A 23563-nucleotide genomic window follows, 5' to 3' on the forward strand; every position below is an offset into this window, starting at 1 on the left:
AAGTGCGACAGCAAGTGCAAGTGCGATAGCAAGTGCAAGTGTGATGGCAAGTGCAAGTGCGATGGCAAGTGCAAGTGCGACGGCAAGTGCAAGTGCGACGGCGGATGCAAGTGCTAAGGCTAAGACGATCTCCGAAAAAAGTACAATCTGTGTTATTGAATTAAGATTTCATTTAACCTGCCCGAATCACGGATTGGGACTAGATAAAGCTGCATCGATGAGAAGATTCTCTCGATGCAGCCTTTTTTATGGGCAGACCAGTCAAGATGAGGTGTTGAACACTAAAATGGAGCCATCCGGATGTCGGACAGCTCCATGAGACGCCTGCAGCTATTTAATCAGCATATCGATATGTTCAGCAATCTGTTCCACGTTGACCGCTGCCTGCCCCGTGTTCATGTCGTGAACGGCCCGAATCTGATTTTCATCATCTAATACATACATGGTCGTGCCATGAACGATCTGCCCTTCCCGGTCTTTCTGAAAAACCATATTAAATTGGTTTGTGACCTGTTCTGTCTGCTCAACGGTTCCCCTTAGAAAGACCCAGTTCCCTGCAGTAATATCGAACTGATTCTTGTATTGCTCAATCCTGTCCACGGTATCCACTTCGGGGTCCAATGTAATGAGGATGACATCGTAGGCTTTCTCCTGAATGCCCTTGCCCTCCAATGTTTCTTGAAGCCTCAGCAAGTCAATCACTGTCATTGGGCAAACATCCGGACACTGGGTGTAATAAAACGCAACAAGTTTCGGTTTGCCCGAGGAAAAGGCATCCGTTTCACCGGTAATCGATGGCAACTGCGGATCATCTATGGAAGCCATTTTGGGAAGCTCCACCGTCCGGGGCCAAAAAAAGTAGACCGCTGCAAATCCGAGAAGGACGATTACAGCAATGACCGAGATTCTTTTCAACTGGTTCACCCTCAACCTTTTATTGAATATAAAACGAGACCAATAACGACAGTGAATAACAGTGTAGCGAATCCGCACAGCTGGTACATATTCAGCAGAAGCTGGGTGTGATCAGCGATCGGGATGCTGCAGATCTGCGGGTTTTTCAAAACCTCCCCGATCATGGCCCCCATTAAGACGCCGACCAGCCCATTGTAGAGACCTGCCAGGATCTCCCGGTATTTGAAGAGCGATCCGAAAAGAGCACCGACCGCCGCTCCAAGCAGCAGATTCACAAGAAAAACAAGGGAGAGGCCGGCAGACACCAACACGGTCACATGCATGCCCAATACGAGTGTGATGCCCATCGTCGCTGTGCTTGTGATGGTGGCAGCATACCGGCTGTCAAACTGGCGTTTCCTTCTGTGCAACCGATAGTAACAGAAACAGGCAGCCGAAACGTTCCAGATCAGAAGTCCAATAATGCCGAGCATTTCTTCACCCTCATGATCTCTTCACCGCGGCGAACAGGACAGCGATGATCAGGAAAATAAACACTTCCAGAATGACCGTGAAAAAATAGGGGTCTGTCAGAATAGCCCCCAGCATGGGCGCCATCAGGCCCATCATCATGCCGTTGATCAGCCCGGTCAACATTGCCTGGTAGTCGAACAACGCGCCAAACAACGCACCTGCACCCATCCCGGTCAAAGCGGCCGCCATCGTAATGGCCGTAAAGTGGAAGGGGTATTGAAGGATCAGGAAAATCCCCGTCGACAGCCCGACCAGCCCGCCCAGTGCCATGGAAATATTCATGCCCAGATGAATGCTGATCAACTTCCGGCGACGGCGTACATAGACATACAGCAATGCAAACAGCGCCAGATTGCTGTACAGGATCAGGACAAACGAAAGATCACGCATCCAACCACCTCCCGACAGGATATGCGGCCCTGTCGGTTTGCGGGCCGGCCTCTGTCCGGTCCGACGGGAAGCATCCGGAATGGAACTCGATTAAAAGACCTCCCCTGATTCTTGTTCAATAAGAATCGGGGGAGGCCTTTGGAGACCACTTGTACATTAATCTTGTTTATCGTATACCAATTTCTCCTGTTCAGGGCCGGCATCTTTAGGCTGACCTCTGGTGACCAGCACGGCTGAGTACAGAACAAGAAGAATCCCCAGCACTTGCCACCCCTGAAGACTCTCATGGAATAGAACGACTCCGATCACCACCGCAACGATGGGCTCTACCGTTGCCAAAATAGAAGCTTTGCTGGCTTCCAGATGTTTCAGACCATAAGTATACAAAGCAAAAGCCGCAATCGTAGAAACCAAGGACAACAATAGCGACGATATCCAGACATCCGCATATTGGAACTGGCAGATTTGTTCGGTCACATCACTGGTCAGCAGCATAAAGATGCTTGCATACAAAAACGTATACAAGGTCACCGTTAATGGAGAATAACGATCGATGACCGCCTTGCTGAAAATGCTGTATAGCGCGTAACAGAACCCCGAAAGTATCCCCATCAATAAAATTGCCCATGTCACATTTACCTGACCGAACGGCAGCAGACCCACTACAAATGCACATCCGCCCATGGCGAGTACCAACGCCCATCCTTTACGGAGCGTCAGGGGTTCCTTGAAAAAGATCCTGGATAAGATCGTCACAAACACAGGTCCTGTATAAAGGAGCGTCACAGCAAGCGAAAGGCTCGTACGGGAAAACACTTCAAAATAAAAGAAGTTAAATAAGGAAATGCTCAAAACCCCCGCACCTGCGAAAAAAACATGATCCTTTAGCCGGGTTTTGAGTTGGGACCGGTTGAACACTGCCATCCCAACCAATAGAAAAACTACTGTAAAGATACTCCTGACTGCAACTACATCCCAAGCCGTAAATCCCCGATCATACAGGGGAGCAATAAACAGCCCGATTAATCCCCAACAGGCCGCGCCCAACATGGTAATCAGATAAACTTTGAGACCCCGTACCTTTTCCATGGTCATCCCCCGCCACCTTGCACTTTGATAAAGTAACTATCTTGACCATATGAATGGCATCCAATGTGAGATGAAGTCCCCGTTTTCCGGGTCAATCGGGTTCTTATAGAAGGGGACTTCTTTTATGACTGTGATTACTTCTGATTGAACAAGTAAAGCGACACGAACAGAAGCACAATCGCGACCAGCTTTTTGGCATCGATCGGGAAACGCACTCCTCCGAACAGTCCGAAGTGGTCGATTACCGCGCCCATGATCACCTGCCCTGCAATAATTCCGGCAAGTGCCGCCGCTACACCGATTTTTGGAACGGAAAAGACCAGAATGAGCACGTAAACCGCACCCATCAAGCCACCGAGCAGCTGCCATTTTGGAACCGTCGCCACTGCCAGCAAGTTGCCATTGCCAAAAAAGATAACCGCGAAGAACAGCGCGAGCGTGCCGATCAGAAATGAAACGAATGACGCTTCGATCACTCCGACGTTTCTTCCCAGGTTTCCGTTGACCTGGCTCTGGATGGCGACGGCAATGCCGCCTATTAATGCGAGTAACGGAAAAAGCAGCTTCATTCAACATACTCCCCTTGCGAACAAGTCGTCTTTAGTCTTTTGAATATTGTATCAGACCAACTTGTTTAATCCCGTATTCCTGGTATAAAAAATGCCCCTTCCGATTGTTTAAGGGAGGGGCTCCGCTTTAATAGGCGATTCCTACACGCTTTTTGATGTGCTCGCCGCTTTCAATCAGGCTATACGCGAATTCCGCCGTATCCGGTACTGAAATCTGGCTGCCGCCTTCCGGGAGGAAATCAGGCTCTGTCCGGTAGTTGCCCAATCGCTCGCCGTCGGGCAAATAAGTCGGACAGACGATGGTCCAGTCGAGATCGTATTGCTTTAGCAAATTATAGACTTTCTCATGTTCTTCGGCAGCACGGGTTGTTTTGCGCTTGGATTCGCTGGACTGATAGCGCAGGATTTCCGGATTGACCCGGCTCTGCAGGATTCCGGCAGTCCCGATTGTGATGATCCGCCTGATTCCTTCCGTTTCCATAGCATTGATGATCAGGGGCATGCTTTCCGAGAGTGTCGTGCCTCCGTCAGTATTGAGTGCGCTGATCAACACGTCCGCTCCGTGTATGGCGTGTGTGAGCGCTTCTTGGTTTAATACATCGCCTTGGATGACCGTCAGATTGTTGTGATTGATTGTAACCTTTTCCGGAGTGCGGACTAGGACGGTCACATGATGCTCGTCCTCCAATGCTTGCGCAACGATGTGACTGCCAACCCGTCCCGTTCCTCCTAATATTAAAATGTTCATCAATGGACCTCCTCTTGCTTCTCATCATAAGAATAACAAAAAAGCCCCCAACCAAAACGGTTGAGAGCTTTTGTGATGTTGAAAATTAGCGCTTCGAGAACTGAGGTGCACGACGCGCGCCTTTGAGACCGTACTTCTTACGTTCCTTCATGCGTGGGTCACGCGTAAGGAGACCTGCAGTTTTGAGTGCAGGACGGAAGTCAGGGTCTACCTGAAGCAGCGCACGGGCAACGCCGTGGCGGATTGCGCCGGCTTGTCCAGTGTAGCCGCCGCCGTTGACGTTGACGAGAACGTCGTAGCTGCCGAGTGTTTCAGTCGCTACAAGCGGTTGCTTGATAACTTCACGAAGTGTTTCGAATGGAATGTAATCTTCTGCGTCACGACCGTTGATAACGACTTTGCCTTCGCCGGGTACGAGGCGTACGCGGGCAACGGAAGTCTTGCGGCGGCCAGTGCCGATGTATTGAACTTGTGCCAAAGTGGTTCCTCCTCTTAATTACCCGCGAAGTTCGTAGACTTCCGGTTGTTGTGCTGCGTGTGGATGTTCAGCGCCCGCGTAAACATGAAGTTTGCGGTACATCTGACGGCCGAGAGGGCCTTTTGGAAGCATGCCCTTGATGGACGTTTCGAGAAGCTTTGTAGGGTACTTCTCGCGCATTTCGCCTGCAGTACGCTGACGGATGCCGCCCGGGTGGCCTGTGTGACGGTAGTAGATCTTGTCCTGGAGCTTGTTGCCAGTCATTTCGATCTTTTCTGCATTAATAATGATGACGTGGTCGCCTGTGTCCACGTTCGGAGTGTACGTTGGTTTATGCTTGCCGCGCAGGATTGCTGCGACTTCGGACGATAGACGGCCAAGCGTCTTGCCCTCTGCGTCGACAACGAGCCACTTACGCTCGACTTCTTGGGCTTTCGCCATGTACGTTGTACGCATTTGTTAGTCCTCCTAAATTTCACTCAATCAAAAGTTCCGAGTTCCAAGTTTCGATTCTCTATCCCAAACACAAAGAAACCTTACCGGGGCATTCTTAGTGGGGTTATCGAAATACCGTTTATCATCATACCGTGAATTGGTATTGAAGTCAACCATTTTTGTGTGTACACCAGGAAAAGTTGTTTCATTCACCATAGCGCACGTTTTCGAGGTATAAACCTTGTGCCTGCGCGGTTTTTCCCGCTTTGGACCGGTCCTTTGCTGCGAGGATGCCCGGGATGTCCCCCGGGTCCATCTCGCCCTTGCCGCACATCCAGAGTGTGCCGGCGATGATGCGGACCATGTTGTACAGGAAGCCGCTCCCGCTGATGACCATATGGAGCTCCTCGCCATGCCGCTCGAACAGGATCGTCTCGACGGTGCGGACCTTGTCCTCCACGTCGGTCTTGGCCGAGCAGAAGCTGGTGAAGTCATGGGTGCCGACCAGGTGCCGTGCGCCTTCTTCCATCTTGGAGACATCGGGCGTCACACCAAGTGACGGCGTCGTGAAATACCGCCGGAACGGACTGATGACGTCCGACAGATGCCAGATGTACCTGTAGGTTTTCCCCGTCGCAGAGAAGCGCGCGTGGAAGCTGTCAGGCACCGTCTCCGCGGAAAGGACACGTATCGCCCCCGGAAGACGCGTATTGAGCGCCATCGCCCAGCGGTTGTCCGGGATTCCGAGCGGCGTGTCAAAGTGCACGGCCTGCCCGCTCGCATGCACGCCGGCATCGGTGCGTCCGGATGCATGCACACGGACCGCCTCCCCCTTATGGATTACGGAGAGCGCCTGCTCCAACTCCCCCTGGACGGTGCGCCCCTTCGGCTGAATCTGATAGCCTTCAAAGCCGCTCCCGTCATAGGCGATGATCAGTTTGATGCGTGGCATGGAATCTCTCCTTTCGGGTCAGGGATTAAGTACGAACCGGCGATCCGTAGTACGGATGTTGGGCGCGTACTCCGAATTCGGTTCCTATAGTACAAAGCCGCAGATTTAAATATGAAATGGGGCCACCAAGTCCGGAATTGGCGCTCTAACTCCGATTATGCGGCTGTAAGTCCGCCCCCGTCCTTATCCCCGCAGGAACCACAGTGCCACGATCACCGCGAGCAGGATCAGCAGCGCCGTGGTATCCCGCCAGTCCCATTTTAATTGACGGTAGCGGGTCCGCCCTTCTCCCCCGCGGTAGCCGCGGACCTCCATCGCGACGGCGAGGTCTTCGGCGCGCTTGAAGGCGCTGACGAAGAGCGGGACAAGCAGCGGGACGACCGCCTGGATGCGTTCCTTCATCGTGCCCGACGAGATGTCGGAGCCCCGTGCAAGCTGGGCCTTCAGGATTTTGTCGGTCTCATCCATCAGGGTCGGAATAAACCTGAGCGAGATCGACATCATAAGCGCAAGCTCGTGTACCGGGAATTTCACTTTCTTCAGCGGGTTCAGCAGCACCTCGAGCCCGTCCGTGATCGAGATCGGAGACGTCGTGAGTGTGAGGAGAGACGTCATCAATACGAGCACGAGGAACCGGACCGAGATATAGATCCCCTGCCGCAGACCTTCTTCATAGATTTTCAGGAACCCGAGCTGGAACAGCAGGTCGCCTTCTTTCGTGAAGAAGATATGCAAAAGGAAGGTGAATGCGATCAGGAACATGACCGGCTTCAGGCCGCCTATCAGAAAACCGATGCGAACCTTGGATGCAAGGATCGCCAGCAGCGTAAAGGCGAGCAGGAGCGCGTAGCTTACCGTGTTGTTCGCAAGGAACACGGCCGCGATGAAGATGAAGACGAAGATCAGCTTCGATCGCGGATCGAGCCGGTGGACAAATGAATCACCGGGAATGTATCGGCCGAACACCATTTTCTCCATCATGACGCGCCGCCCCCTTTCCGGAGGTCCGCCGCAAGATAGGCCGCGAGCTGCTCTTCGGTGAGTGCCGGAGGGGCAGGCGGCAGGCCAGCGCCTTCCTCGTACAGCCGCTGGAAGCTGACGGTGCGCGGAACGCCTAAGCGCCACTGTGCGAGGCGCTCCGCATCCGCGAACACTGTTTCAGGCGGTCCCTGCAGGACGTCCGTTCCGTCATGCATGACGATCATATGGTCCGCGTAGCGTGCGGCGTCCTCCATGCTGTGTGTGACGAGGATCGTCGTCATGTCCCGCTGTTCGTGGAGCTCATAGAACAGGTCCATGATCTCCTTGCGTCCGGCAGGGTCAAGGCCCGCGGTCGGTTCGTCCAGAACGAGCACATCCGGCTCCATCGCCAGCACTCCTGCAATCGCGACTCGGCGCATCTGGCCGCCCGACAGGTCGAACGGTGACTTTTCCGCCGTCCCTTCGGGCAGGCCAAGACGTTCGATCCAACTGAGCGCGCGCGTCCTCGCCTCTTCTTCTTTCACGCCGAAGTTCAGCGGGCCGAACATGACATCCTTCAGCACATTTTCCTCGAACAGCTGATGTTCGGGGAACTGGAAGACGATGCCGACTTTGCGGCGGATGGGCTTCAGCTGCTTGCCCTTTGTCTCCTTGGTGACTTGGGTATCGCCGATGCGGACGATGCCCGCCGTCGGCTTCAGGAGGCCGTTCAGGTGCTGCAGGAGCGTCGATTTTCCGGAACCCGTGTGGCCGATGATGGCCGTGTAGGAGCCCGACGGAATGCGGACGTTCACATCATGGAGCGCCTGCTTCTGGAATGGCGTACCCGCCGCGTATGTGTAATCTACCTGTTCGAGCGCAATGTCCATAGCTGCTCCACCAACTTCCGTTCTGTCATCGTTCCTGGCTCTGTTCCGATCCCCTGCTCCCCGAGAAGCGCGGACAGCCTCATGGCGAACGGCAGATCCAGCCCGAGTGCCGTCAGACCCTCTCCCTTCAGGAAGACCTCCTGCGGCGTTCCTTCCGCGAATTTCCGGCCGCCGTTCATGACCACGACCCGGTCCGCAAGCAGCGCCTCCTCCAGGTCATGGGTGATCGAGATGACGGAAAGTCCCGTCTTTTCTCTCAGGTCGAGGATGACCCGGATCACTTCCTCGCGCCCCTGCGGATCAAGCATCGAGGTCGCCTCGTCCAGGATCAGCAGCCTCGGCCGCAGGGCCAGTGCCCCTGCAATCGCCACACGCTGCTTCTGGCCGCCGGACAGGTGTTGCGGCTCATGATCGAGGAAGGTGTCCATCTTGACCTGCTTGAGCGCATCCTGCACACGGAGTGTCATCTCCTCGAACGGGATGCCGTTGTTCTCAAGGGCAAAGGCGACATCGTCCTGCACGGTCGCGCCGACAAACTGGTTATCCGGGTTTTGGAACACCATGCCCATCTGAGAACGCTTTTCCCAGAGGTTGTCCTCCGTGAGCGTGTCGCCGAACAGCCCCACTGTCCCCTCCTGCGGGAACAGAAGGCCGATCATGAGCCGGGCAAGCGTCGACTTGCCCGAGCCGTTATGGCCGACGACGGCGATCCACTCGCCCGCCTGCATGTCGAACGATACGCCGTCCACCGCATAGCGGCTGTCCGGGTCGTCCGGTGTATAGGTAAAACGGACGTCCTGAAGGGACAGGATCCGTTCCATAGTCATTCCTCCTCTGCTTCGCTCAACTCTGCTGTCTATTGTAACGGAATCCGGAGGCCGTGTCGTCCGGCCCCGGCGGGTTTGGCGCGCACTTCGGCGGCCTCTGGGACATATGTCAACGTTTAAGTCAGATATGTCAACGTCTCAATGAAATACGGCAACGTCTCAGCCGAATATAGCAACGTCTCACTCCAATAAAGCAACGTTTCACTGCCAAACGCTCCCCGGCGCCATCCCGTTTCCGTCAGTATGTAAAAAAAAAGCGCGCACCCCAACTGGTGACTGCGCTTTTGTCGTATGGCATGACCGGCGGCTGCTCACACCGCCGGGACCATGATGGGGTGCGGAGAGCTAGACGGGACGCAAGCAGTTGCTCCGCCCATCATAACGCTCAGCTTTTTCATTTGCCGTATAAATCATTATAGAAAGAAAAGGGTGCCGTCCATACTCAGGTAACCGCACACCCTTTTCCGTACTGCAATTAAACGAGTTCGATGATGACGACCGGTGCGCCGTCACCGCGACGAGGGCCGACCTTCATGATGCGTGTGTAGCCGCCCTGACGCTCAGCGTAGCGAGGTGCCACATCGTCGAACAGTTTCTGCAGTGCATAGACCGTTTGTTCGTTGCCTTCTTCGTCAGTCGTCGTAACGAGTTCGCGACGGATGAATTCGGCAGCCTGACGGCGTGCATGGAGATCACCGCGTTTTCCGAGAGTGATCATTTTCTCAACGACGGAACGGAGCTCTTTCGCACGCGTTTCAGTCGTCTGCAGGCGTTCGTTGATGATGAGATCGGTTGCGAGGTCACGAAGCATCGCCTTACGCTGGGAGCTTGTACGACCTAACTTTCTGTAGCCCATCGAGTTTCCCTCCTTTTGGGTAAATTGGATGGTCCGCTATGGACGATTTATTCTTCCGTACGCAGGCCGAGTCCGAGATCTGTCAGCTTCGCCTTGACCTCTTCGAGGGACTTGCGGCCCAGGTTGCGCACTTTCATCATTTCATCTTCGCTCTTGTTCGCGAGCTCAAGCACCGTGTTGATGCCGGCACGCTTCAGGCAGTTGTAGGAACGGACGCTCAGGTCGAGCTCCTCAATCGTCATCTCGAGGACCTTCTCCTTCTGGTCTTCTTCCTTCTCCACCATGATCTCGACGGACTGTGCTTCATCCGTGAGGCCGACGAAGATGTTGAGGTGCTCGGTCAGGATCCTGGATCCGAGCGAGATTGCCTCTTGCGGCCCGATGCTGCCATCGGTCCAGACGTCGAGGGTCAATTTATCGTAATCGGACAGTTGTCCGACACGTGTGTTTTCCACCTGGAAATTGACGCGTGAGACTGGGGTGTAAATGGAGTCGATCGGGATCACGCCGATTGGCAGATCTTCACGCTTGTTGCGGTCAGCCGGAACATATCCGCGCCCGCGCTGTGCATACATGCGCATGCGGAGGTGGCCATTCTTGCCGACAGTCGCAATATGGAGATCCGGATTGAGGATTTCAACGTCGCTGTCATGCGTGATGTCTGCGGCCGTTACCTCGTTCTCGCCCTTCACATCGATCTCGATGACTTTTTCGTCGTCCGAGTAGATTTTCAGAGCAAGTTGCTTCACGTTCAGGATGATCGATGCCACATCTTCCACGACGCCGTCAACCGTCGAAAACTCGTGGAGGACTCCGTCAATCTGGATGGATGTAACAGCGGCACCCGGCAGTGAAGAAAGAAGAATCCGTCGCAGGGAATTGCCCAGGGTGGTTCCGTAGCCCCGCTCAAGCGGCTCCACGATAAACTTTCCATAGGTGCTTTCCACAGTCTGTACAGCTTCAATCCTCGGTTTTTCTATTTCGATCATCAAATTCACCCTCCCTCAAAACGTCCATGAATGGCAGTTCCTATTGGAAATCGATATACAAGACAACTATTGCACTCTCACAAACCAGTTTATCCGTAAATCGTGTTTCTCAATCAATGGACGGACAGCCATTATACACGGCGGCGTTTTGGAGGACGGCAACCGTTGTGAGGAACCGGAGTTACGTCGCGGATCGCAGTGACTTCAAGGCCTGCAGCCTGCAGTGCGCGGATAGCCGCTTCACGGCCTGCACCAGGTCCTTTAACCGTTACTTCAAGAGTCTTCATGCCGTGCTCCATCGACGTGCGTGCAGCAGTTTCTGCAGCCATCTGTGCAGCGAACGGCGTGGACTTACGGGAGCCCTTGAATCCGAGTGCACCTGCGCTCGACCAGGATACTGCATTACCTTGAGTGTCCGTGATCGTGACGATTGTGTTGTTGAAAGTGGAACGGATGTGTGCGATGCCGGATTCAATATTCTTTTTGACGCGGCGTTTACGCGTTTGTTGTCTACGTGCCATAGTGTGAAGTTACCTCCTTTACTGATTATTTCTTCTTGTTTGCGACTGTCTTGCGCGGGCCCTTACGGGTACGTGCGTTGTTCTTCGTGTGCTGACCGCGTACAGGAAGGCCGCGGCGGTGGCGGATTCCACGGTTGCTGCCGATTTCCATCAGACGCTTGATGTTGAGGTTCGTTTCACGGCGAAGGTCACCTTCAACTTTCAGGCTGTCGATTTGTTCACGGATCTTGTCGAGCTCGGCGTCAGTGAGATCGCGTACGCGAGTCTCTTCGGAAACGCCTGCGCCGGCGAGGATCTTCTGGGAAGTCGTTTTACCGATTCCGTAGATGTAAGTGAGAGCGATGACTACGCGCTTCTCGCGCGGTACGTCTACACCAGCAATACGTGCCATATATTCGTGCACCTCCTTAAGGTTTAGCCTTGGCGTTGTTTATGTTTCGGGTTTTCACAGATTACCATGACCCGACCGCGACGGCGGATGACTTTGCACTTTTCGCAGATCGGCTTAACAGATGGTCTTACTTTCATCGCATAGAACCTCCTTATCGTCCGGAGTGCTTAGATCATTTGTAACGGTATGTGATACGGCCACGGGTCAGATCGTAGGGGGAAAGTTCCACTGTCACACGGTCACCCGGCAAAATCCGGATATAGTGCATCCGCATCTTTCCGGAAACGTGCGCAAGGATCGTATGGCCGTTTTCGAGTTCCACTTGAAAATTAGCTCCTGGCAGAGTCTCGACGACCTTGCCTTCCACTTCGATTAAATCATCTTTCGCCATCCATCATCATCCCTTCATGTTAGAATCAGGTCTCTCTTCGTCCCGCTGCGCCCTACCTTCAAACATATGAACGGTCTGCATGAGAGATGTCCGAAAGACTACCAATGGATTCCGCTTCCCTGTCCGAAAAACGGACAAATCCACGGTCCCCATTATACCTTGTTCCGGACTGCATTGCATGGACGGAGTCCCGCCACGCCTGCATTTCCGCGCCATGTCCGCCGTTCGCAGCGGTCGGCGGACATGGTCTGCCGTCACATGCCATAAAACAGGATCGTCTCGCCTCCCCGGCACGGGTTCAGTTGCCCCGGAGCAGCCGGTCGATGTCCTCAAATACGACTTCGATGTCCTGCTGCCCGTCGATGTGGGTCAGAACGCCTTTATCGCCGTAGTAGGCGAGGAGCGGTTCACTCTGTTTCATATTCACTTCCAGGCGGTTATTGACGGTCTCCGGGTTGTCGTCGGCACGCTGGTAGAGCTCCCCGCCGTCCTTGTCGCAAATCCCTTCCTGTTTGGGAGGGTTGAAGACAAGGTGGTAGGAAGTTCCGCATTCTTTGCAGATGCGGCGGCCGGTCAGCCGTTTGACGAGTTCGTCATGCTCCACCCGGATATTGATGACATGGTCGATCTTCCGGCCGAGCCCGGACATGATTTCATCCAGTGCTTCCGCCTGTGCGACCGTCCGCGGGAAGCCGTCCAGAAGGACGCCTTGCTCGCAGTCCTGCTTTGACAGGCGTTCACGGACGATGCCCACGGTCACTTCATCAGGGACGAGAGCCCCTTCATCCATGAACTGCTTTGCCTTCAGACCGAGTTCCGTTCCTTCTTGGATTGCGGAACGGAACATGTCGCCTGTAGAGATATGAGGGATTTCGTACTTCTCGACAATCCTGTCCGCCTGGGTGCCTTTACCGGCGCCCGGCAGGCCCATCAATACGATGTTCATACGTCGTGCCCTCCTACAGTGTTTTGTGCCGCCGGCCGTAACCGGCAGCAGATTACTTCATAAAGCCTTTGTAGTGCCGCTTGACGAGCTGGGATTCCAGCTGTTTCATCGTCTGGAGCGCAACCCCGGCAACGATCAGGAGGCTGGTGCCGCCGATCTGCACGGACTGCGGGAGGCCTGCCAGATTGATAAAGAAGATCGGCAGGACCGAGATGACCGCAAGGAAGAGCGCCCCGACGAATGTCAGGCGGTTCAGGACACGCGTCAGGTAGTTCTGTGTGTCCTGTCCCGGACGGATGCCCGGGACGTAGGCGCCCTGCTTCTTCAGATTGTCCGATACGTTCTCAGGGTTGACCTGGATGAACGCATAGAAGTAAGTGAAGGCAATGATGAGCGCTACGTAGATGATCATCCCCACAGGCTTCGTATAGTCGAAGATTTCGATGATCGCCGCCGTCCAGCGGTTCTGTCCGAAGAACGATGCAATCGACTGAGGGGTTATGATGAACGCGACGGCGAAGATTACAGGAATGACGCCGGCCGCGTTTACTTTCAATGGCAGGTGGGTCTGCTGGCCGGCCTGCTGGCGGCCGCGGCCCGTGACACGTTTTGCATACTGCACCGGAATTTTCCGGAGCGCCTCCTGGAAATACACGACGCCGACCGTGATGGCGACGACCGCGAGGACAAGGAGGACCAGAATGAGGATGTTCAGGAACAGCTGGTCCCCTGCATCCTGGATCTGTTGCGCATAGATCTGGTTCACCGCATTCGGGATCGCCGCAACGATACCCGCAAAGATGATGATTGAGATCCCGTTGCCCACTCCGTTCTCGGTGATCTGCTCACCGAGCCAGAGGAGGAACGCCGTGCCTGCTGTCAGGACGACTGCGATGACGAGGTAAGTCGTAATGCCGTCGTTCTGGATCAGCGTGCCGCCGTACATGCGGTTAAAGCCGTACGACATGGCGATCGACTGGATAAATGCCAGAACGATCGTGAAGTATCTGGTGAACTGGGCCAGCTTTCTCCGGCCGACCTCGCCCTGCTTCGCCCACTCGGCGAATTTCGGGACGACGTCCATCTGGAGAAGCTGGACGATGATCGATGCCGTGATGTACGGCATGATGCCCATCGCCAGAATGGAGAAGTTCGCGAGCGCGCCGCCCCCGAACGTGTTCAGAAAGCCGATCAGGCTGAATTGATCGGCTGCCTGGAGTGCTGATGCGTCAACGTTCGGCACCGGGATAAAGGTCCCGAGCCTGAAGACGATGAGCAGCGCCAGCGTAAATAGGATTTTCTTCCGGATTTCCGGAACACGCATAAAGTTAGAGATGGTCTCAAACATTAGATCACCTCGACAGAGCCGCCTGCGTTCTCGATGGCCTCTTTAGCGGAAGCAGAGAATTTGTGAGCCTGTACAGTAAGCTTTTTCTCAAGCTGACCGTTGCCGAGGATTTTGATGCCGGATTTTTCCTTGCTCACGACACCCGTTTCGAGCAGGAGCGCAGGAGTGACTTCCGTGCCTTCTTCGAAGCGGTTAAGCGTTTCAAGGTTCACGATGGCATATTCCTTACGGTTGATGTTCGTGAATCCGCGCTTAGGCAGGCTCTGGAAAAGAGGCATCTGTCCACCTTCGAAGCCGAGGCGTACACCGCCGCCGGAACGCGAGTTTTGACCGTTTGCACCGCGGCCGGACGTCTTGCCGTTGCCCGAACCAGGTCCACGGCCCACACGGTTGCGTTCTTTGCGGGATCCTTTTGCAGGTTTCAGTTCATGCAGTTTCATTTGACTGGCACCTCCTTATATTTTGATGAAAGATTAGTTTTCTTTAACTTCGACGAGATGGCCGACTTTGTTCAGCATGCCGCGGATTGCAGCATTGTCTTCGTGTTCGACCGTTTGGTTCGTCTTGCGCAGACCGAGAGCTTCAACCGTTTTGCGTTGATCCGGTTTCGCCCCGATCACGCTTTTCTTAAGGGTGATTTCGAGCTTAGCCATTAGTTTTCCCCCCTCAACCCAGCAGTTCTTCTACAGATTTGCCACGGAGTTTTGCAACTTCCTCGGCACGCTTAAGGTCCTGGAGACCTGCGATCGTAGCACGGATGACGTTGATCGGCGTGTTGGAACCGAGGGATTTCGAAAGAATGTCCGTGATGCCTGCAAGTTCAAGTACTGCGCGGACAGGGCCGCCGGCGATAACACCGGTACCAGGAGCGGCAGGTTTGATGAAGACAGAGCCTGCACCGAAACGTCCGGTCACTTCGTGTGGCGTTGTGCCATTGACCATAGGAACGTTGACGAGGTTCTTTTTCGCATCCTCAACAGCCTTGCGGATTGCATCCGGAACTTCCTGAGCTTTACCTGTACCAAAACCGACACGGCCATTCTTGTCGCCTACGACGACGAGTGCCGTGAAGCGGAAACGACGTCCGCCTTTTACGACTTTCGCTACGCGGTTGATCGTAACTACGCGTTCTTCGAACTCACTTTTCACTTCATTGCGACGCATGTGTATAGGTCCCTCCTTTTGATTAGAATTCTAGTCCGTTTTCACGGGCTGCATCTGCCAGAGCCTTCACACGGCCGTGATAGAGGTAACCCCCACGGTCGAAGACAACAGATTTGATGTTCTTTTCAACAGCTGCCTTGGCGATTGTTTCGCCGACTTTAACTGCTGCTTCAGTGTTCGAAGTGGATCCTTCGAAACCATTGTCCATAGTGGACGCACTTGCGAGTGTCACACCGTTTGCATCATCGATCAACTGAGCATAGATATGCTTGTTGGACCGGAAGACGTTCAGGCGTGGACGCTCGGCAGTGCCACTGATCTTGGAACGCACACGTGCATGGCGCTTTTTGCGGACCTGGTTCTTGTCCTGTTTCGTAATCATCGTGGTCACTCCTTTCGATGCCTATGCGGCATTATTTACCTGTCTTACCTTCTTTGCGGCGGACATGTTCGCCTTCGTAGCGGATCCCTTTGCCTTTGTATGGCTCAGGCGGACGTACGGCACGGATGTTGGAAGCGAGCGCACCGACGTGCTCTTTGTTGTAACCGCGGACGATGACTTTCGTGTTCGAAGGAACTTCGATTTCCACGCCTTCTTCAGGTGTGAACTCGACCGGGTGGGAGTAACCGACGTTCAGGACAAGCTTGTTGCCCTGTTTTTGCGCACGGTAACCGACACCAACGAGCTCAAGGGACTTTTCGAAGCCTTTCGAGACGCCTTCGACCATGTTGTTCAGGAGCGAACGGGTCGTTCCGTGGATCGCGCGGTGTTCTTTGTTGTCGGACGGGCGTGTCAGGGTGATGACGTTGCCGTCCTGGTTGATCGTGATGTCACTGCTCAGTTTGCGAGTGAGTTCGCCTTTCGGGCCTTTGACCGTGACCGTGTTGTCATCCGCAAGGGTGACTGTCACGCTTTCAGGCACTTCGATCAGCTTATTGCCAATACGGGACATGTGTGTGCACCTCCATTCGTTTGTAGCAGATTACCAGACGTATGCGACGACTTCGCCGCCGACTTTCTTCGCACGAGCTTCTTTGTCAGTGATGACGCCGTGAGAAGTAGAGACGAGGGCGATGCCCAGGCCGTTCAGGACTTTAGGGATTTCATTTGTCTTTGCGTAGACGCGCAGACCCGGCTTCGAAATACGTTTCAGGCCCGTGATAACACGTTCGTTGTCCTGACCGTACTTAAGGAAGATCCGGATGATCCCCTGCTTATCATCTTCGATATATTCAACATCGCGGACAAATCCTTCGCGTTTCAGGATTTCGGCGATCTCTTTTTTCATGTTGGAAGCAGGAACTTCCAGCTTTTCATGGCGTACCATGTTGGCGTTACGGATACGCGTAAGCATATCTGCGATCGGATCACTCATAGTCATTGTGTTGTACCTCCTTCCCAGGTATAGGGATTACCAGCTGGCCTTCTTGACGCCAGGCAGTTGCCCTTTGTATGCAAGTTCACGGAAACAAATACGGCAAAGCTTAAATTTACGGTACACGGAGTGAGGACGTCCGCAACGCTCGCAGCGTGTGTATTCCTGCACTTTGTGTTTCGGTGTGCGCTTTTGTTTCGCGATCATCGATTTCTTAGCCACAATTTCGCCTCCCTTTCGTTTACTTTTGGAATGGCATGCCGAGCTGCGTCAGGAGCTCACGGGCTTCTTCGTCCGTGTTAGCAGTCGTGACGATGACGATGTCCATGCCACGGACTTTGGATACTTTATCGTAATCGATTTCCGGGAAGATCAGCTGTTCTTTGACGCCGAGCGTGTAGTTGCCGCGGCCGTCAAACGCGTTCTTCGATACACCGCGGAAGTCGCGGACACGCGGAAGCGCGATGGAAACCAGCTTGTCGAGGAAATCATACATGCGGTCACCGCGGAGCGTTACTTTCGTACCGATCGGCATTCCTTCACGGAGGCGGAAGCCGGCGATCGATTTCTTTGCTTTCGTGATGACCGGTTTTTGGCCGGAGATGATTTCAAGGTCTTCTACAGCAGCGTCGAGGGACTTGCTGTTCTGGACAGCGTCGCCGACACCCATGTTGATGACGATCTTTTCAACTTTCGGCACTTGCATAACCGAACTGTATTCAAACTTGCTCATGAGAGCAGGTGTGATGTCTGTGCTAAATTTCTCTTTTAGGCGGTTCATCAGGAGTACCTCCTTCCTCTATGTCGCTTATTTCTTGTATGGATCAGCAATGATCTCGCCGGATTTCTTGGAAACGCGGACTGTGACCATCTTGCCGTCTTGTTCTTCTTCTTTATAGCCGATACGAGTCGGTTCGCCCGATTTCGGATCAAGCAGCATTACGTTGGAAACGTGGATTGGAGCTTCTTTGCTCACGATGCCGCCCTGAGGACTTTCCTGGTTCGGCTTCGTGTGCTTCTTGATGATGTTGACACCTTCCACGATGACACGGTCTTTCTTAGGGAATGCAGCAAGGATGACGCCGGTTTTCCCTTTGTCTTTTCCTGTGATCACCTGGACTTTATCACCTTTTTTAACGTGCATTCTCTTGCACCTCCTTGGTTGGCACTACCCTATGGATTAAAGAACTTCCGGAGCGAGGGAAATGATTTTCATGAAGTTGTTGTCGCGCAGCTCACGTGCGACTGGTCCGAAGATCCGCGTACCGCGCGGGCCTTTGTCATCACGGATGATGACGCATGCGTTCTCGTCGAACTTGATGTACGTACCGTCTTTGCGGCGGACACCGCTCTTCGTGCGGACTACAACCGCCTTGACGACGTCACCTTTCTTAACAACGCCACCTGGTGTTGCTTTCTTGACGGTGCAAACGACGATGTCGCCGATGTTCGCTGTCTTACGGCCGGAACCGCCGAGCACTTTGATCGTGAGGACTTCACGCGCGCCGGAGTTGTCAGCGACTTTCATACGACTCTCTTGTTGGATCATTGAGGGTACCTCCTCTCAAGTTAAATTCCGATCAGATGATAACCGCTTTTTCAACGACCTCTACAAGGCGGAAACGCTTCGTAGCGGAAAGCGGGCGAGTTTCCATGATGCGGACGATGTCGCCTGTTTTTGCAACATTGTTTTCATCATGAGCTTTATATTTCTTCGAGTATTTTACACGTTTGCCGATGACCGGGTGCTTCTTGTAAGTCTCGACAACAACCGTGATCGTCTTATCCATTTTGTCGGAAACGACGCGGCCTGTGTAAACTTTGCGTTGGTTACGCTCAGACATGCTTGCAGCCTCCTTTTATCAGTTGTTGGCGCTGAGTTCGCGTTGGCGAATGACTGTCTTCATGCGCGCGATCGACTTGCGCACCTCACGAATGCGAGCTGTGTTTTCGAGTTGGCCGGTAGCAAGCTGGAAACGCAGGTTGAAGAGCTCTTCTTTCAGCGACTTCACTTTTTGTTCGATTTCAGCAGTGGTCAATTCACGGATATCATTAGCCTTCATTCGATTCACCACCAATTTCTTCGCGTTTTACAAACTTGCTCTTAACCGGCAGTTTGTGCGATGCGAGACGCAGCGCTTCACGGGCAACCTCTTCAGGAACGCCTGCGATTTCAAACAAGACACGGCCTGGCTTCACGACAGCCACCCATCCTTCAACGGCACCTTTACCGGAACCCATCCGGACTTCAAGAGGCTTTTTCGTATATGGCTTATGAGGGAAGATCTTGATCCAGACCTTACCGCCACGCTTCATGTAGCGTGTCATTGCGATACGGGCAGATTCGATCTGACGGTTGGTGATCCAGCCGGCTTCTGTAGCCTGGAGGCCGTACTCACCGAAATTAACTGTGCCGCCGCCTTTTGTTTCGCCGCGCATTTTGCCGCGGTGTACACGACGGTGCTTAACACGTTTAGGCATCAACATGATCAGTTGCCTCCTTCCTCGGATTTCTTCTTCTCAGGAAGGACTTCACCGCGGTAGATCCATACTTTTACGCCGAGTTTGCCGTATGTTGTATCGGCTTCCGCATGAGCGTAGTCGATGTCGGCACGGAGTGTATGGAGCGGTACAGTACCTTCGCTGTAGTGTTCGGCACGGGCGATGTCGGCGCCGCCGAGGCGTCCCGATACCATTGTGCGGATCCCTTTAGCGCCTGCACGCATTGTGCGTTGGATCGCTTGTTTCTGGGCACGGCGGAACGATGCACGCTGTTCAAGCTGGCGGGCGATGTTTTCTGCGACAAGTTTCGCATCAAGATCTGCACGCTTCACTTCAACGATGTTGATGTGCACACGCTTGCCTGTAATTGCGTTGAGTTCTTTGCGGAGCGCTTCAACTTCAGAACCGCCCTTCCCGATTACCATGCCGGGCTTCGCTGTATGGATCGTGATGTTTACACGGTTCGCAGCACGCTCGATCTCGACCTGGGACAGGGAAGCGTCTTTCAGGCGCTCATCGATGAACTCGCGAATCTTAAGGTCTTCATGGAGAAGAGTTGCATAGTCTTTTTCTGCATACCATTTCGACTCCCAGTCACGGATGACTCCGAGTCGCATACCATTTGGATGTACTTTTTGACCCACGAATTATCCCTCCTTCTTCTCGGATACCACTACTGTGATGTGGCTAGTACGTTTGTTGATTGCAGTTGCACGGCCTTGTGCACGTGGGCGGAAACGCTTGAGCGTCGGGCCTTCGTCTACGAATACTTCGCTGACAACGAGGTTGTTGACATCCAAGTCGTAGTTGTGCTCTGCGTTGGCAATTGCGGATTTCAATACTTTCTCGACAACCGGCGATGCGGCTTTCGGTGTAAGTCGCAGGATTGCGACCGCTTCACCCACTTGCTTGCCCCGGATCAGGTCGACGACCAAACGGACTTTGCGAGGAGCAATCCGGATTGTGCGGGCTACGGCTTTTGCTTGTTGCATCAGGAGTACCTCCTCTCAATTAGCGTTTCGTTTTCTTATCGTCGGCTCCATGACCGCGGTAAGTGCGTGTAGGTGCAAATTCACCCAGTTTGTGGCCGACCATGTCTTCCGTTACGTAAACCGGTACATGTTTGCGTCCGTCGTAGACAGCAATTGTGTTTCCGACGAAGTTCGGGAAGATTGTAGAGCGGCGGGACCATGTTTTAATGACCTGCTTCTTCTCGTTTTCGTTCTGTGTTTCGACCTTTTTCATGAGATGATCATCCACAAAAGGTCCTTTTTTCAAGCTGCGACCCATTTTGGTACCTCCCTCCGTGATTGCCCGGCGGCCCACCCCGTGAACCGCTGAGAAACCACATTATTTTTTGCGGCGACGAATGATGTAGTCGTCCGATTTGTTTTTCTTCTTGCGGGTTTTGAGACCAAGTGCCGGTTTGCCCCAAGGTGTAACTGGAGATGGGCGTCCGATTGGCGCGCGGCCTTCACCACCACCGTGCGGGTGATCGTTCGGGTTCATGACGGAACCGCGTACTGTCGGGCGCTTGCCCATCCAGCGGGAACGTCCTGCTTTACCGATGTTGATCAGTTCGTGCTGCTCGTTGCCGACTTGGCCGATTGTCGCGCGGCATGTGCCGAGGATCATGCGGACTTCGCCGGACTGCAGACGGACGATGACGTATTTGCCTTCTTTACCGAGAACCTGAGCGGATGTACCCGCGGAACGGACAAGCTGTCCGCCTTTGCCAGGCTTCAGTTCGATGTTGTGGATCGTTGCACCCATCGGAATGTTTTCGAGCGGGAGTGCGTTCCCCACTTTGATGTCTGCTTCAGGACCGGACATGATTTCCATGCCGACCTTGAGGCCTTTAGGAGCGAGGATGTAACGCTTTTCCCCGTCCACGTAGTTGATCAGTGCGATGTTCGCAGAACGGTTCGGATCGTATTCGATCGTAGCAACGCGTCCCGGAATGCCATCTTTCCGGCGTTGGAAGTCGATGACACGGTATTGGCGCTTGTGTCCGCCGCCTTGGTGACGGACAGTCGTACGGCCCTGGTTGTTACGGCCGCCCTTGCGGTGTTTAGGCGCGAGGAGCGATTTTTCCGGCTTGTCAGTTGTGATCTCTGCGAAGTCGGAAGCCGTCATGTTGCGTCGGCCGTTGGAAGTCGGTTTGTACTTCTTGATCGCCATTGTTTTCCCTCCTCTTGTTTTATGGGTTCAGAGCGTAAGTCTTACGCTTCGAAAAGTTCGATGTCTTTGGAGTCAGCCGTCAGTTTGACGATGGCTTTGCGGCGTTTGTTCGTGTATCCGCCGAAACGGCCCATACGCTTGAACTTGCCTTTGACGTTCATGATGTTGACTTTCTCGACCTTGACACCGAAGACTTCTTCGACGGCCTGTTTGACCTGTGTCTTGTTGGCGCGGACGTCTACATCGAACGTGTACTTCTTGTCTTCCATCGCTTGTGCAGAACGCTCGGTAATGACCGGACGCTTCAATACATCACGTGCATCCATTAACCAAGCACCTCCTGTACTTTTTCGACCGCGGATTTTGTCATGACGAGCTTGTCATGGCCTACCAGGTCGAGGACGTTGATGCCGTTTGCGGAGACGACTGTGACGCCCGGGATGTTGCGTGCGGACAGTGCCACGTTTTCATCGAGCTCTGCAGTGACGAACAATGCTTTCTTGTCGACGGAAAGATCTTTCAGGACCTGAACGAATGCTTTCGTCTTTGGTGCGTCGAAAGTGAGTGCGTCGAGTACGACGAGGCTTTCTTCGCGAACTTTCGCAGAAAGTGCCGAACGGAGTGCGAGACGGCGGACTTTCCTAGGCATTTTGTAGCTGTAGCTGCGTGGAACCGGACCGAATACGGTACCGCCACCGCGCCATTGCGGGGAACGGGTGGAGCCTTGACGTGCACGGCCTGTGCCTTTTTGGCGCCATGGTTTGCGGCCTCCGCCTGCTACTTCTCCGCGCTGCTTCGTTTTGTGGTTACCCTGGCGCAGCGATGCGCGCTGGGAGATGATCGCTTCAAAAAGAACGGCTTCGTTCGGCTCGATTCCGAATACGGATTCGCTGAGTTCTACTTCGCCTACAGAAGCGCCAGTTTGATTAAGTACGGATACTTTTGGCATTGTGTTGTCCTCCTTTCCTTATTTCTTGAGGGATGCGCGTACTTTTACGAGCGACTTGCGTGCGCCCGGCACATTCCCTTTGACGAGGAGCAGGTTGCGCTCTGTGTCAACTTTTACAATTTCGAGGTTTTGGATCGTTACGGTGTCGCTGCCCATGCGGCCTGGGGACTTCATGCCCTTGAAGACGCGTGCCGGGTCAACCGGACCGAGCGAACCAGGTGCGCGGTGGAAGTGGGAACCGTGGCTCATCGGTCCGCGGGAGTGCCCGTGGCGCTTGATGACACCTTGGAATCCTTTACCTTTTGTTACACCTGTAATATCGACGAAATCGCCAGCTGCGAAAATTTCTACGTTGACTTCCTGACCAACTTCATAATCGGCCGTGTCCTCTCCGCGGAATTCGCGAACGAAGCGCTTAGGCGCAGTTTCTGCTTTTGCTGCATGGCCTTTTTCCGGTTTGTTCGCGAGCTTTTCGCGCTTGTCTTCGAAGCCGAGCTGGACTGCTGCGTAGCCGTCCGTTTCTGCTGTCTTCTTTTGAAGGACAACGTTTGGTGCCGCTTCGATGACAGTTACCGGGATGAGATCGCCGTTTTCAGCGAAGACTTGCGTCATGCCGATCTTTCTACCCAAGATTCCTTTGGTCATTCGTCACACCTCCTGTAATCTGTGTGTTTTTATTTTTGTGTTGATTAAAGTTTGATTTCGATGTCTACGCCGGATGGCAGATCAAGCTTCATGAGCGCATCAACCGTTTTTGGTGTCGGGTTGACGATGTCGATCAGACGCTTGTGTGTGCGCATCTCGAACTGTTCACGCGAGTCCTTGTATTTGTGGACCGCACGAAGAATCGTGTAAACCGAACGCTCTGTCGGAAGCGGGATCGGACCCGAAACACTTGCACCAGAACGTTTTGCCGTTTCAACAATCTTCTCAGCTGATTGATCGAGGATACGGTGGTCGTAAGCTTTCAAACGGATACGGATTTTTTGTTTTGCCATTACTTTCCCTCCCTTTCGCCTTTTTTCAAGACAATTCTCCACGGAAATCTCCTGCACACCGCCATGGCAAAGCGGCCGGGTGTGTCAGCAACCTCCCGCTTCATCGCAGTCAAATGACCAACATTCCGTATTATACACAAAACGGAAGAGCCTCGCAAGTACTACGCGCGAGATTCTTTGCTGGA

General features: G+C 53.7%; 42 protein-coding genes. 1 reads left to right on the plus strand and 41 read right to left on the minus strand.

The annotated features are described in order from the left end of the window. Nucleotides 1-319: hypothetical protein (locus DZC51_RS16300; RefSeq protein ID WP_232524149.1), on the plus strand; the 319-nt coding region annotated here is incomplete at its 5' end. A gap of 11 nt (nucleotides 320-330) precedes the next feature. On the opposite strand, the gene DZC51_RS13845 is transcribed toward DZC51_RS16300, so the two are convergent. From DZC51_RS13845 to rpsJ, 41 genes are all read right to left on the minus strand, one after another. Continuing rightward, the gene (locus DZC51_RS13845; RefSeq protein ID WP_157296898.1) at nucleotides 331-924 is read right to left on the minus strand and encodes an SCO family protein; all 594 of its coding nucleotides are present in this window, start codon (nucleotides 922-924) and stop codon (nucleotides 331-333) included. A 2-nt stretch (nucleotides 925-926) separates the two neighbouring features. Continuing rightward, nucleotides 927-1388, minus strand: coding sequence for a hypothetical protein (locus DZC51_RS13850; protein WP_157296900.1), 462 nt, complete (start codon nucleotides 1386-1388; stop codon nucleotides 927-929). 10 nt (nucleotides 1389-1398) lie between these two features. Further along, nucleotides 1399-1818: a hypothetical protein gene (locus DZC51_RS13855; RefSeq protein ID WP_157296902.1), complete on the minus strand. Its 420-nt coding sequence runs from the start codon at nucleotides 1816-1818 to the stop codon at nucleotides 1399-1401. A gap of 156 nt (nucleotides 1819-1974) precedes the next feature. Then, nucleotides 1975-2913 carry a DMT family transporter gene (locus tag DZC51_RS13860; protein ID WP_232524150.1) on the minus strand — a complete coding sequence of 313 codons (939 nt, stop codon included), beginning with the start codon at nucleotides 2911-2913 and terminating at the stop codon, nucleotides 1975-1977. A gap of 128 nt (nucleotides 2914-3041) precedes the next feature. After that, complete coding sequence (locus DZC51_RS13865; RefSeq protein WP_157296904.1) at nucleotides 3042-3476, minus strand: DMT family transporter; 435 nt, start codon at nucleotides 3474-3476, stop codon at nucleotides 3042-3044. A gap of 127 nt (nucleotides 3477-3603) precedes the next feature. Beyond that, nucleotides 3604-4224, minus strand: a complete 621-nt coding sequence (locus DZC51_RS13870) for an NAD(P)-dependent oxidoreductase (RefSeq protein ID WP_157296906.1) — start codon at nucleotides 4222-4224, stop codon at nucleotides 3604-3606. 85 nt (nucleotides 4225-4309) lie between these two features. Continuing rightward, the gene (gene rpsI / locus DZC51_RS13875; RefSeq protein WP_063182465.1) at nucleotides 4310-4702 is read right to left on the minus strand and encodes a 30S ribosomal protein S9; all 393 of its coding nucleotides are present in this window, start codon (nucleotides 4700-4702) and stop codon (nucleotides 4310-4312) included. An 18-nt stretch (nucleotides 4703-4720) separates the two neighbouring features. Further along, nucleotides 4721-5158, minus strand: coding sequence for a 50S ribosomal protein L13 (gene rplM, locus DZC51_RS13880; RefSeq protein ID WP_063182467.1), 438 nt, complete (start codon nucleotides 5156-5158; stop codon nucleotides 4721-4723). 184 nt (nucleotides 5159-5342) lie between these two features. Then, on the minus strand, nucleotides 5343-6089 hold the full coding sequence (gene truA / locus DZC51_RS13885; RefSeq protein WP_157296908.1) for a tRNA pseudouridine(38-40) synthase TruA: 747 nt from the start codon (nucleotides 6087-6089) through the stop codon (nucleotides 5343-5345). A 183-nt stretch (nucleotides 6090-6272) separates the two neighbouring features. Next, nucleotides 6273-7070 carry an energy-coupling factor transporter transmembrane component T family protein gene (locus DZC51_RS13890; protein ID WP_157296910.1) on the minus strand — a complete coding sequence of 266 codons (798 nt, stop codon included), beginning with the start codon at nucleotides 7068-7070 and terminating at the stop codon, nucleotides 6273-6275. Continuing rightward, a complete protein-coding gene (locus DZC51_RS13895; RefSeq protein ID WP_157296912.1) occupies nucleotides 7067-7939 on the minus strand; it encodes an energy-coupling factor ABC transporter ATP-binding protein in 873 nt (290 codons plus the stop codon). The genes DZC51_RS13890 and DZC51_RS13895 overlap by 4 nt, the downstream gene beginning before the upstream one ends. Then, nucleotides 7915-8760, minus strand: a complete 846-nt coding sequence (locus DZC51_RS13900; protein WP_157296914.1) for an energy-coupling factor ABC transporter ATP-binding protein — start codon at nucleotides 8758-8760, stop codon at nucleotides 7915-7917. Before DZC51_RS13900 ends, DZC51_RS13895 begins: the two co-directional genes overlap by 25 nt. A gap of 481 nt (nucleotides 8761-9241) precedes the next feature. Beyond that, on the minus strand, nucleotides 9242-9622 hold the full coding sequence (gene rplQ, locus DZC51_RS13905; RefSeq protein ID WP_008298846.1) for a 50S ribosomal protein L17: 381 nt from the start codon (nucleotides 9620-9622) through the stop codon (nucleotides 9242-9244). A gap of 47 nt (nucleotides 9623-9669) precedes the next feature. Further along, on the minus strand, nucleotides 9670-10611 hold the full coding sequence (locus tag DZC51_RS13910) for a DNA-directed RNA polymerase subunit alpha (protein WP_157296917.1): 942 nt from the start codon (nucleotides 10609-10611) through the stop codon (nucleotides 9670-9672). 131 nt (nucleotides 10612-10742) lie between these two features. Further along, nucleotides 10743-11132, minus strand: a complete 390-nt coding sequence (gene rpsK, locus DZC51_RS13915) for a 30S ribosomal protein S11 (RefSeq protein ID WP_008298848.1) — start codon at nucleotides 11130-11132, stop codon at nucleotides 10743-10745. 25 nt (nucleotides 11133-11157) lie between these two features. Then, entirely contained in the window at nucleotides 11158-11523 is a 366-nt protein-coding gene (rpsM, locus tag DZC51_RS13920; protein ID WP_092093285.1) for a 30S ribosomal protein S13, read from the minus strand. Nucleotides 11524-11546: 23 nt separating this feature from the next. After that, nucleotides 11547-11660, minus strand: a complete 114-nt coding sequence (rpmJ, locus tag DZC51_RS13925) for a 50S ribosomal protein L36 (RefSeq protein WP_076758849.1) — start codon at nucleotides 11658-11660, stop codon at nucleotides 11547-11549. Between the two features lie 35 nt (nucleotides 11661-11695). Beyond that, nucleotides 11696-11914, minus strand: coding sequence for a translation initiation factor IF-1 (gene infA, locus DZC51_RS13930; RefSeq protein WP_008298852.1), 219 nt, complete (start codon nucleotides 11912-11914; stop codon nucleotides 11696-11698). A 298-nt stretch (nucleotides 11915-12212) separates the two neighbouring features. Beyond that, a complete protein-coding gene (locus DZC51_RS13935; RefSeq protein ID WP_157296919.1) occupies nucleotides 12213-12860 on the minus strand; it encodes an adenylate kinase in 648 nt (215 codons plus the stop codon). Between the two features lie 52 nt (nucleotides 12861-12912). Next, nucleotides 12913-14208: a preprotein translocase subunit SecY gene (secY, locus tag DZC51_RS13940; RefSeq protein ID WP_157296921.1), complete on the minus strand. Its 1296-nt coding sequence runs from the start codon at nucleotides 14206-14208 to the stop codon at nucleotides 12913-12915. After that, complete coding sequence (gene rplO / locus DZC51_RS13945) at nucleotides 14208-14648, minus strand: 50S ribosomal protein L15 (protein ID WP_008298858.1); 441 nt, start codon at nucleotides 14646-14648, stop codon at nucleotides 14208-14210. The genes secY and rplO overlap by 1 nt, the downstream gene beginning before the upstream one ends. Before the next feature lie 33 nt (nucleotides 14649-14681). Then, the gene (gene rpmD / locus DZC51_RS13950; RefSeq protein WP_092093265.1) at nucleotides 14682-14861 is read right to left on the minus strand and encodes a 50S ribosomal protein L30; all 180 of its coding nucleotides are present in this window, start codon (nucleotides 14859-14861) and stop codon (nucleotides 14682-14684) included. 13 nt (nucleotides 14862-14874) lie between these two features. Then, entirely contained in the window at nucleotides 14875-15372 is a 498-nt protein-coding gene (gene rpsE / locus DZC51_RS13955) for a 30S ribosomal protein S5 (protein WP_157296923.1), read from the minus strand. Between the two features lie 22 nt (nucleotides 15373-15394). Continuing rightward, nucleotides 15395-15754, minus strand: coding sequence for a 50S ribosomal protein L18 (gene rplR, locus DZC51_RS13960; protein WP_157296925.1), 360 nt, complete (start codon nucleotides 15752-15754; stop codon nucleotides 15395-15397). Between the two features lie 31 nt (nucleotides 15755-15785). After that, nucleotides 15786-16325 carry a 50S ribosomal protein L6 gene (gene rplF / locus DZC51_RS13965; RefSeq protein ID WP_157296927.1) on the minus strand — a complete coding sequence of 180 codons (540 nt, stop codon included), beginning with the start codon at nucleotides 16323-16325 and terminating at the stop codon, nucleotides 15786-15788. 30 nt (nucleotides 16326-16355) lie between these two features. Continuing rightward, nucleotides 16356-16754 carry a 30S ribosomal protein S8 gene (gene rpsH, locus DZC51_RS13970; RefSeq protein ID WP_008298867.1) on the minus strand — a complete coding sequence of 133 codons (399 nt, stop codon included), beginning with the start codon at nucleotides 16752-16754 and terminating at the stop codon, nucleotides 16356-16358. A gap of 30 nt (nucleotides 16755-16784) precedes the next feature. Next, the gene (locus DZC51_RS13975; protein ID WP_076758835.1) at nucleotides 16785-16970 is read right to left on the minus strand and encodes a type Z 30S ribosomal protein S14; all 186 of its coding nucleotides are present in this window, start codon (nucleotides 16968-16970) and stop codon (nucleotides 16785-16787) included. Between the two features lie 19 nt (nucleotides 16971-16989). Then, the gene (rplE, locus tag DZC51_RS13980; RefSeq protein WP_157296929.1) at nucleotides 16990-17529 is read right to left on the minus strand and encodes a 50S ribosomal protein L5; all 540 of its coding nucleotides are present in this window, start codon (nucleotides 17527-17529) and stop codon (nucleotides 16990-16992) included. 27 nt (nucleotides 17530-17556) lie between these two features. Next, complete coding sequence (rplX, locus tag DZC51_RS13985; RefSeq protein WP_157296931.1) at nucleotides 17557-17892, minus strand: 50S ribosomal protein L24; 336 nt, start codon at nucleotides 17890-17892, stop codon at nucleotides 17557-17559. Between the two features lie 36 nt (nucleotides 17893-17928). Next, a complete protein-coding gene (gene rplN / locus DZC51_RS13990) occupies nucleotides 17929-18297 on the minus strand; it encodes a 50S ribosomal protein L14 (RefSeq protein ID WP_092053032.1) in 369 nt (122 codons plus the stop codon). Nucleotides 18298-18328: 31 nt separating this feature from the next. Beyond that, a complete protein-coding gene (rpsQ, locus tag DZC51_RS13995) occupies nucleotides 18329-18592 on the minus strand; it encodes a 30S ribosomal protein S17 (RefSeq protein WP_157296932.1) in 264 nt (87 codons plus the stop codon). An 18-nt stretch (nucleotides 18593-18610) separates the two neighbouring features. Beyond that, on the minus strand, nucleotides 18611-18811 hold the full coding sequence (gene rpmC / locus DZC51_RS14000) for a 50S ribosomal protein L29 (RefSeq protein WP_063182504.1): 201 nt from the start codon (nucleotides 18809-18811) through the stop codon (nucleotides 18611-18613). Beyond that, nucleotides 18801-19235 (minus strand): 50S ribosomal protein L16, encoded by a 435-nt coding sequence (gene rplP / locus DZC51_RS14005; protein WP_157296934.1) that lies wholly within the window; start codon nucleotides 19233-19235, stop codon nucleotides 18801-18803. The genes rpmC and rplP overlap by 11 nt, the downstream gene beginning before the upstream one ends. Before the next feature lie 2 nt (nucleotides 19236-19237). After that, entirely contained in the window at nucleotides 19238-19894 is a 657-nt protein-coding gene (gene rpsC, locus DZC51_RS14010; RefSeq protein WP_157296936.1) for a 30S ribosomal protein S3, read from the minus strand. A gap of 3 nt (nucleotides 19895-19897) precedes the next feature. Beyond that, nucleotides 19898-20242 carry a 50S ribosomal protein L22 gene (gene rplV, locus DZC51_RS14015; RefSeq protein WP_008298880.1) on the minus strand — a complete coding sequence of 115 codons (345 nt, stop codon included), beginning with the start codon at nucleotides 20240-20242 and terminating at the stop codon, nucleotides 19898-19900. 19 nt (nucleotides 20243-20261) lie between these two features. Then, complete coding sequence (rpsS, locus tag DZC51_RS14020) at nucleotides 20262-20540, minus strand: 30S ribosomal protein S19 (protein ID WP_157296938.1); 279 nt, start codon at nucleotides 20538-20540, stop codon at nucleotides 20262-20264. A 60-nt stretch (nucleotides 20541-20600) separates the two neighbouring features. Beyond that, the gene (gene rplB, locus DZC51_RS14025) at nucleotides 20601-21431 is read right to left on the minus strand and encodes a 50S ribosomal protein L2 (RefSeq protein ID WP_008298883.1); all 831 of its coding nucleotides are present in this window, start codon (nucleotides 21429-21431) and stop codon (nucleotides 20601-20603) included. Between the two features lie 41 nt (nucleotides 21432-21472). Continuing rightward, entirely contained in the window at nucleotides 21473-21757 is a 285-nt protein-coding gene (gene rplW / locus DZC51_RS14030; protein WP_063182516.1) for a 50S ribosomal protein L23, read from the minus strand. Continuing rightward, complete coding sequence (gene rplD, locus DZC51_RS14035) at nucleotides 21757-22380, minus strand: 50S ribosomal protein L4 (RefSeq protein WP_157296940.1); 624 nt, start codon at nucleotides 22378-22380, stop codon at nucleotides 21757-21759. The genes rplW and rplD overlap by 1 nt, the downstream gene beginning before the upstream one ends. 18 nt (nucleotides 22381-22398) lie before the next feature. Further along, nucleotides 22399-23025, minus strand: coding sequence for a 50S ribosomal protein L3 (gene rplC, locus DZC51_RS14040; RefSeq protein ID WP_157296942.1), 627 nt, complete (start codon nucleotides 23023-23025; stop codon nucleotides 22399-22401). Nucleotides 23026-23069: 44 nt separating this feature from the next. Then, complete coding sequence (gene rpsJ / locus DZC51_RS14045) at nucleotides 23070-23378, minus strand: 30S ribosomal protein S10 (RefSeq protein WP_008298888.1); 309 nt, start codon at nucleotides 23376-23378, stop codon at nucleotides 23070-23072. Nucleotides 23379-23563 lie beyond the last annotated feature (185 nt).

Origin of the sequence: Bhargavaea sp. CC-171006, assembly GCF_009761675.1 — a bacterium.
Taxonomy (GTDB): domain Bacteria; phylum Bacillota; class Bacilli; order Bacillales_A; family Planococcaceae; genus Bhargavaea; species Bhargavaea changchunensis.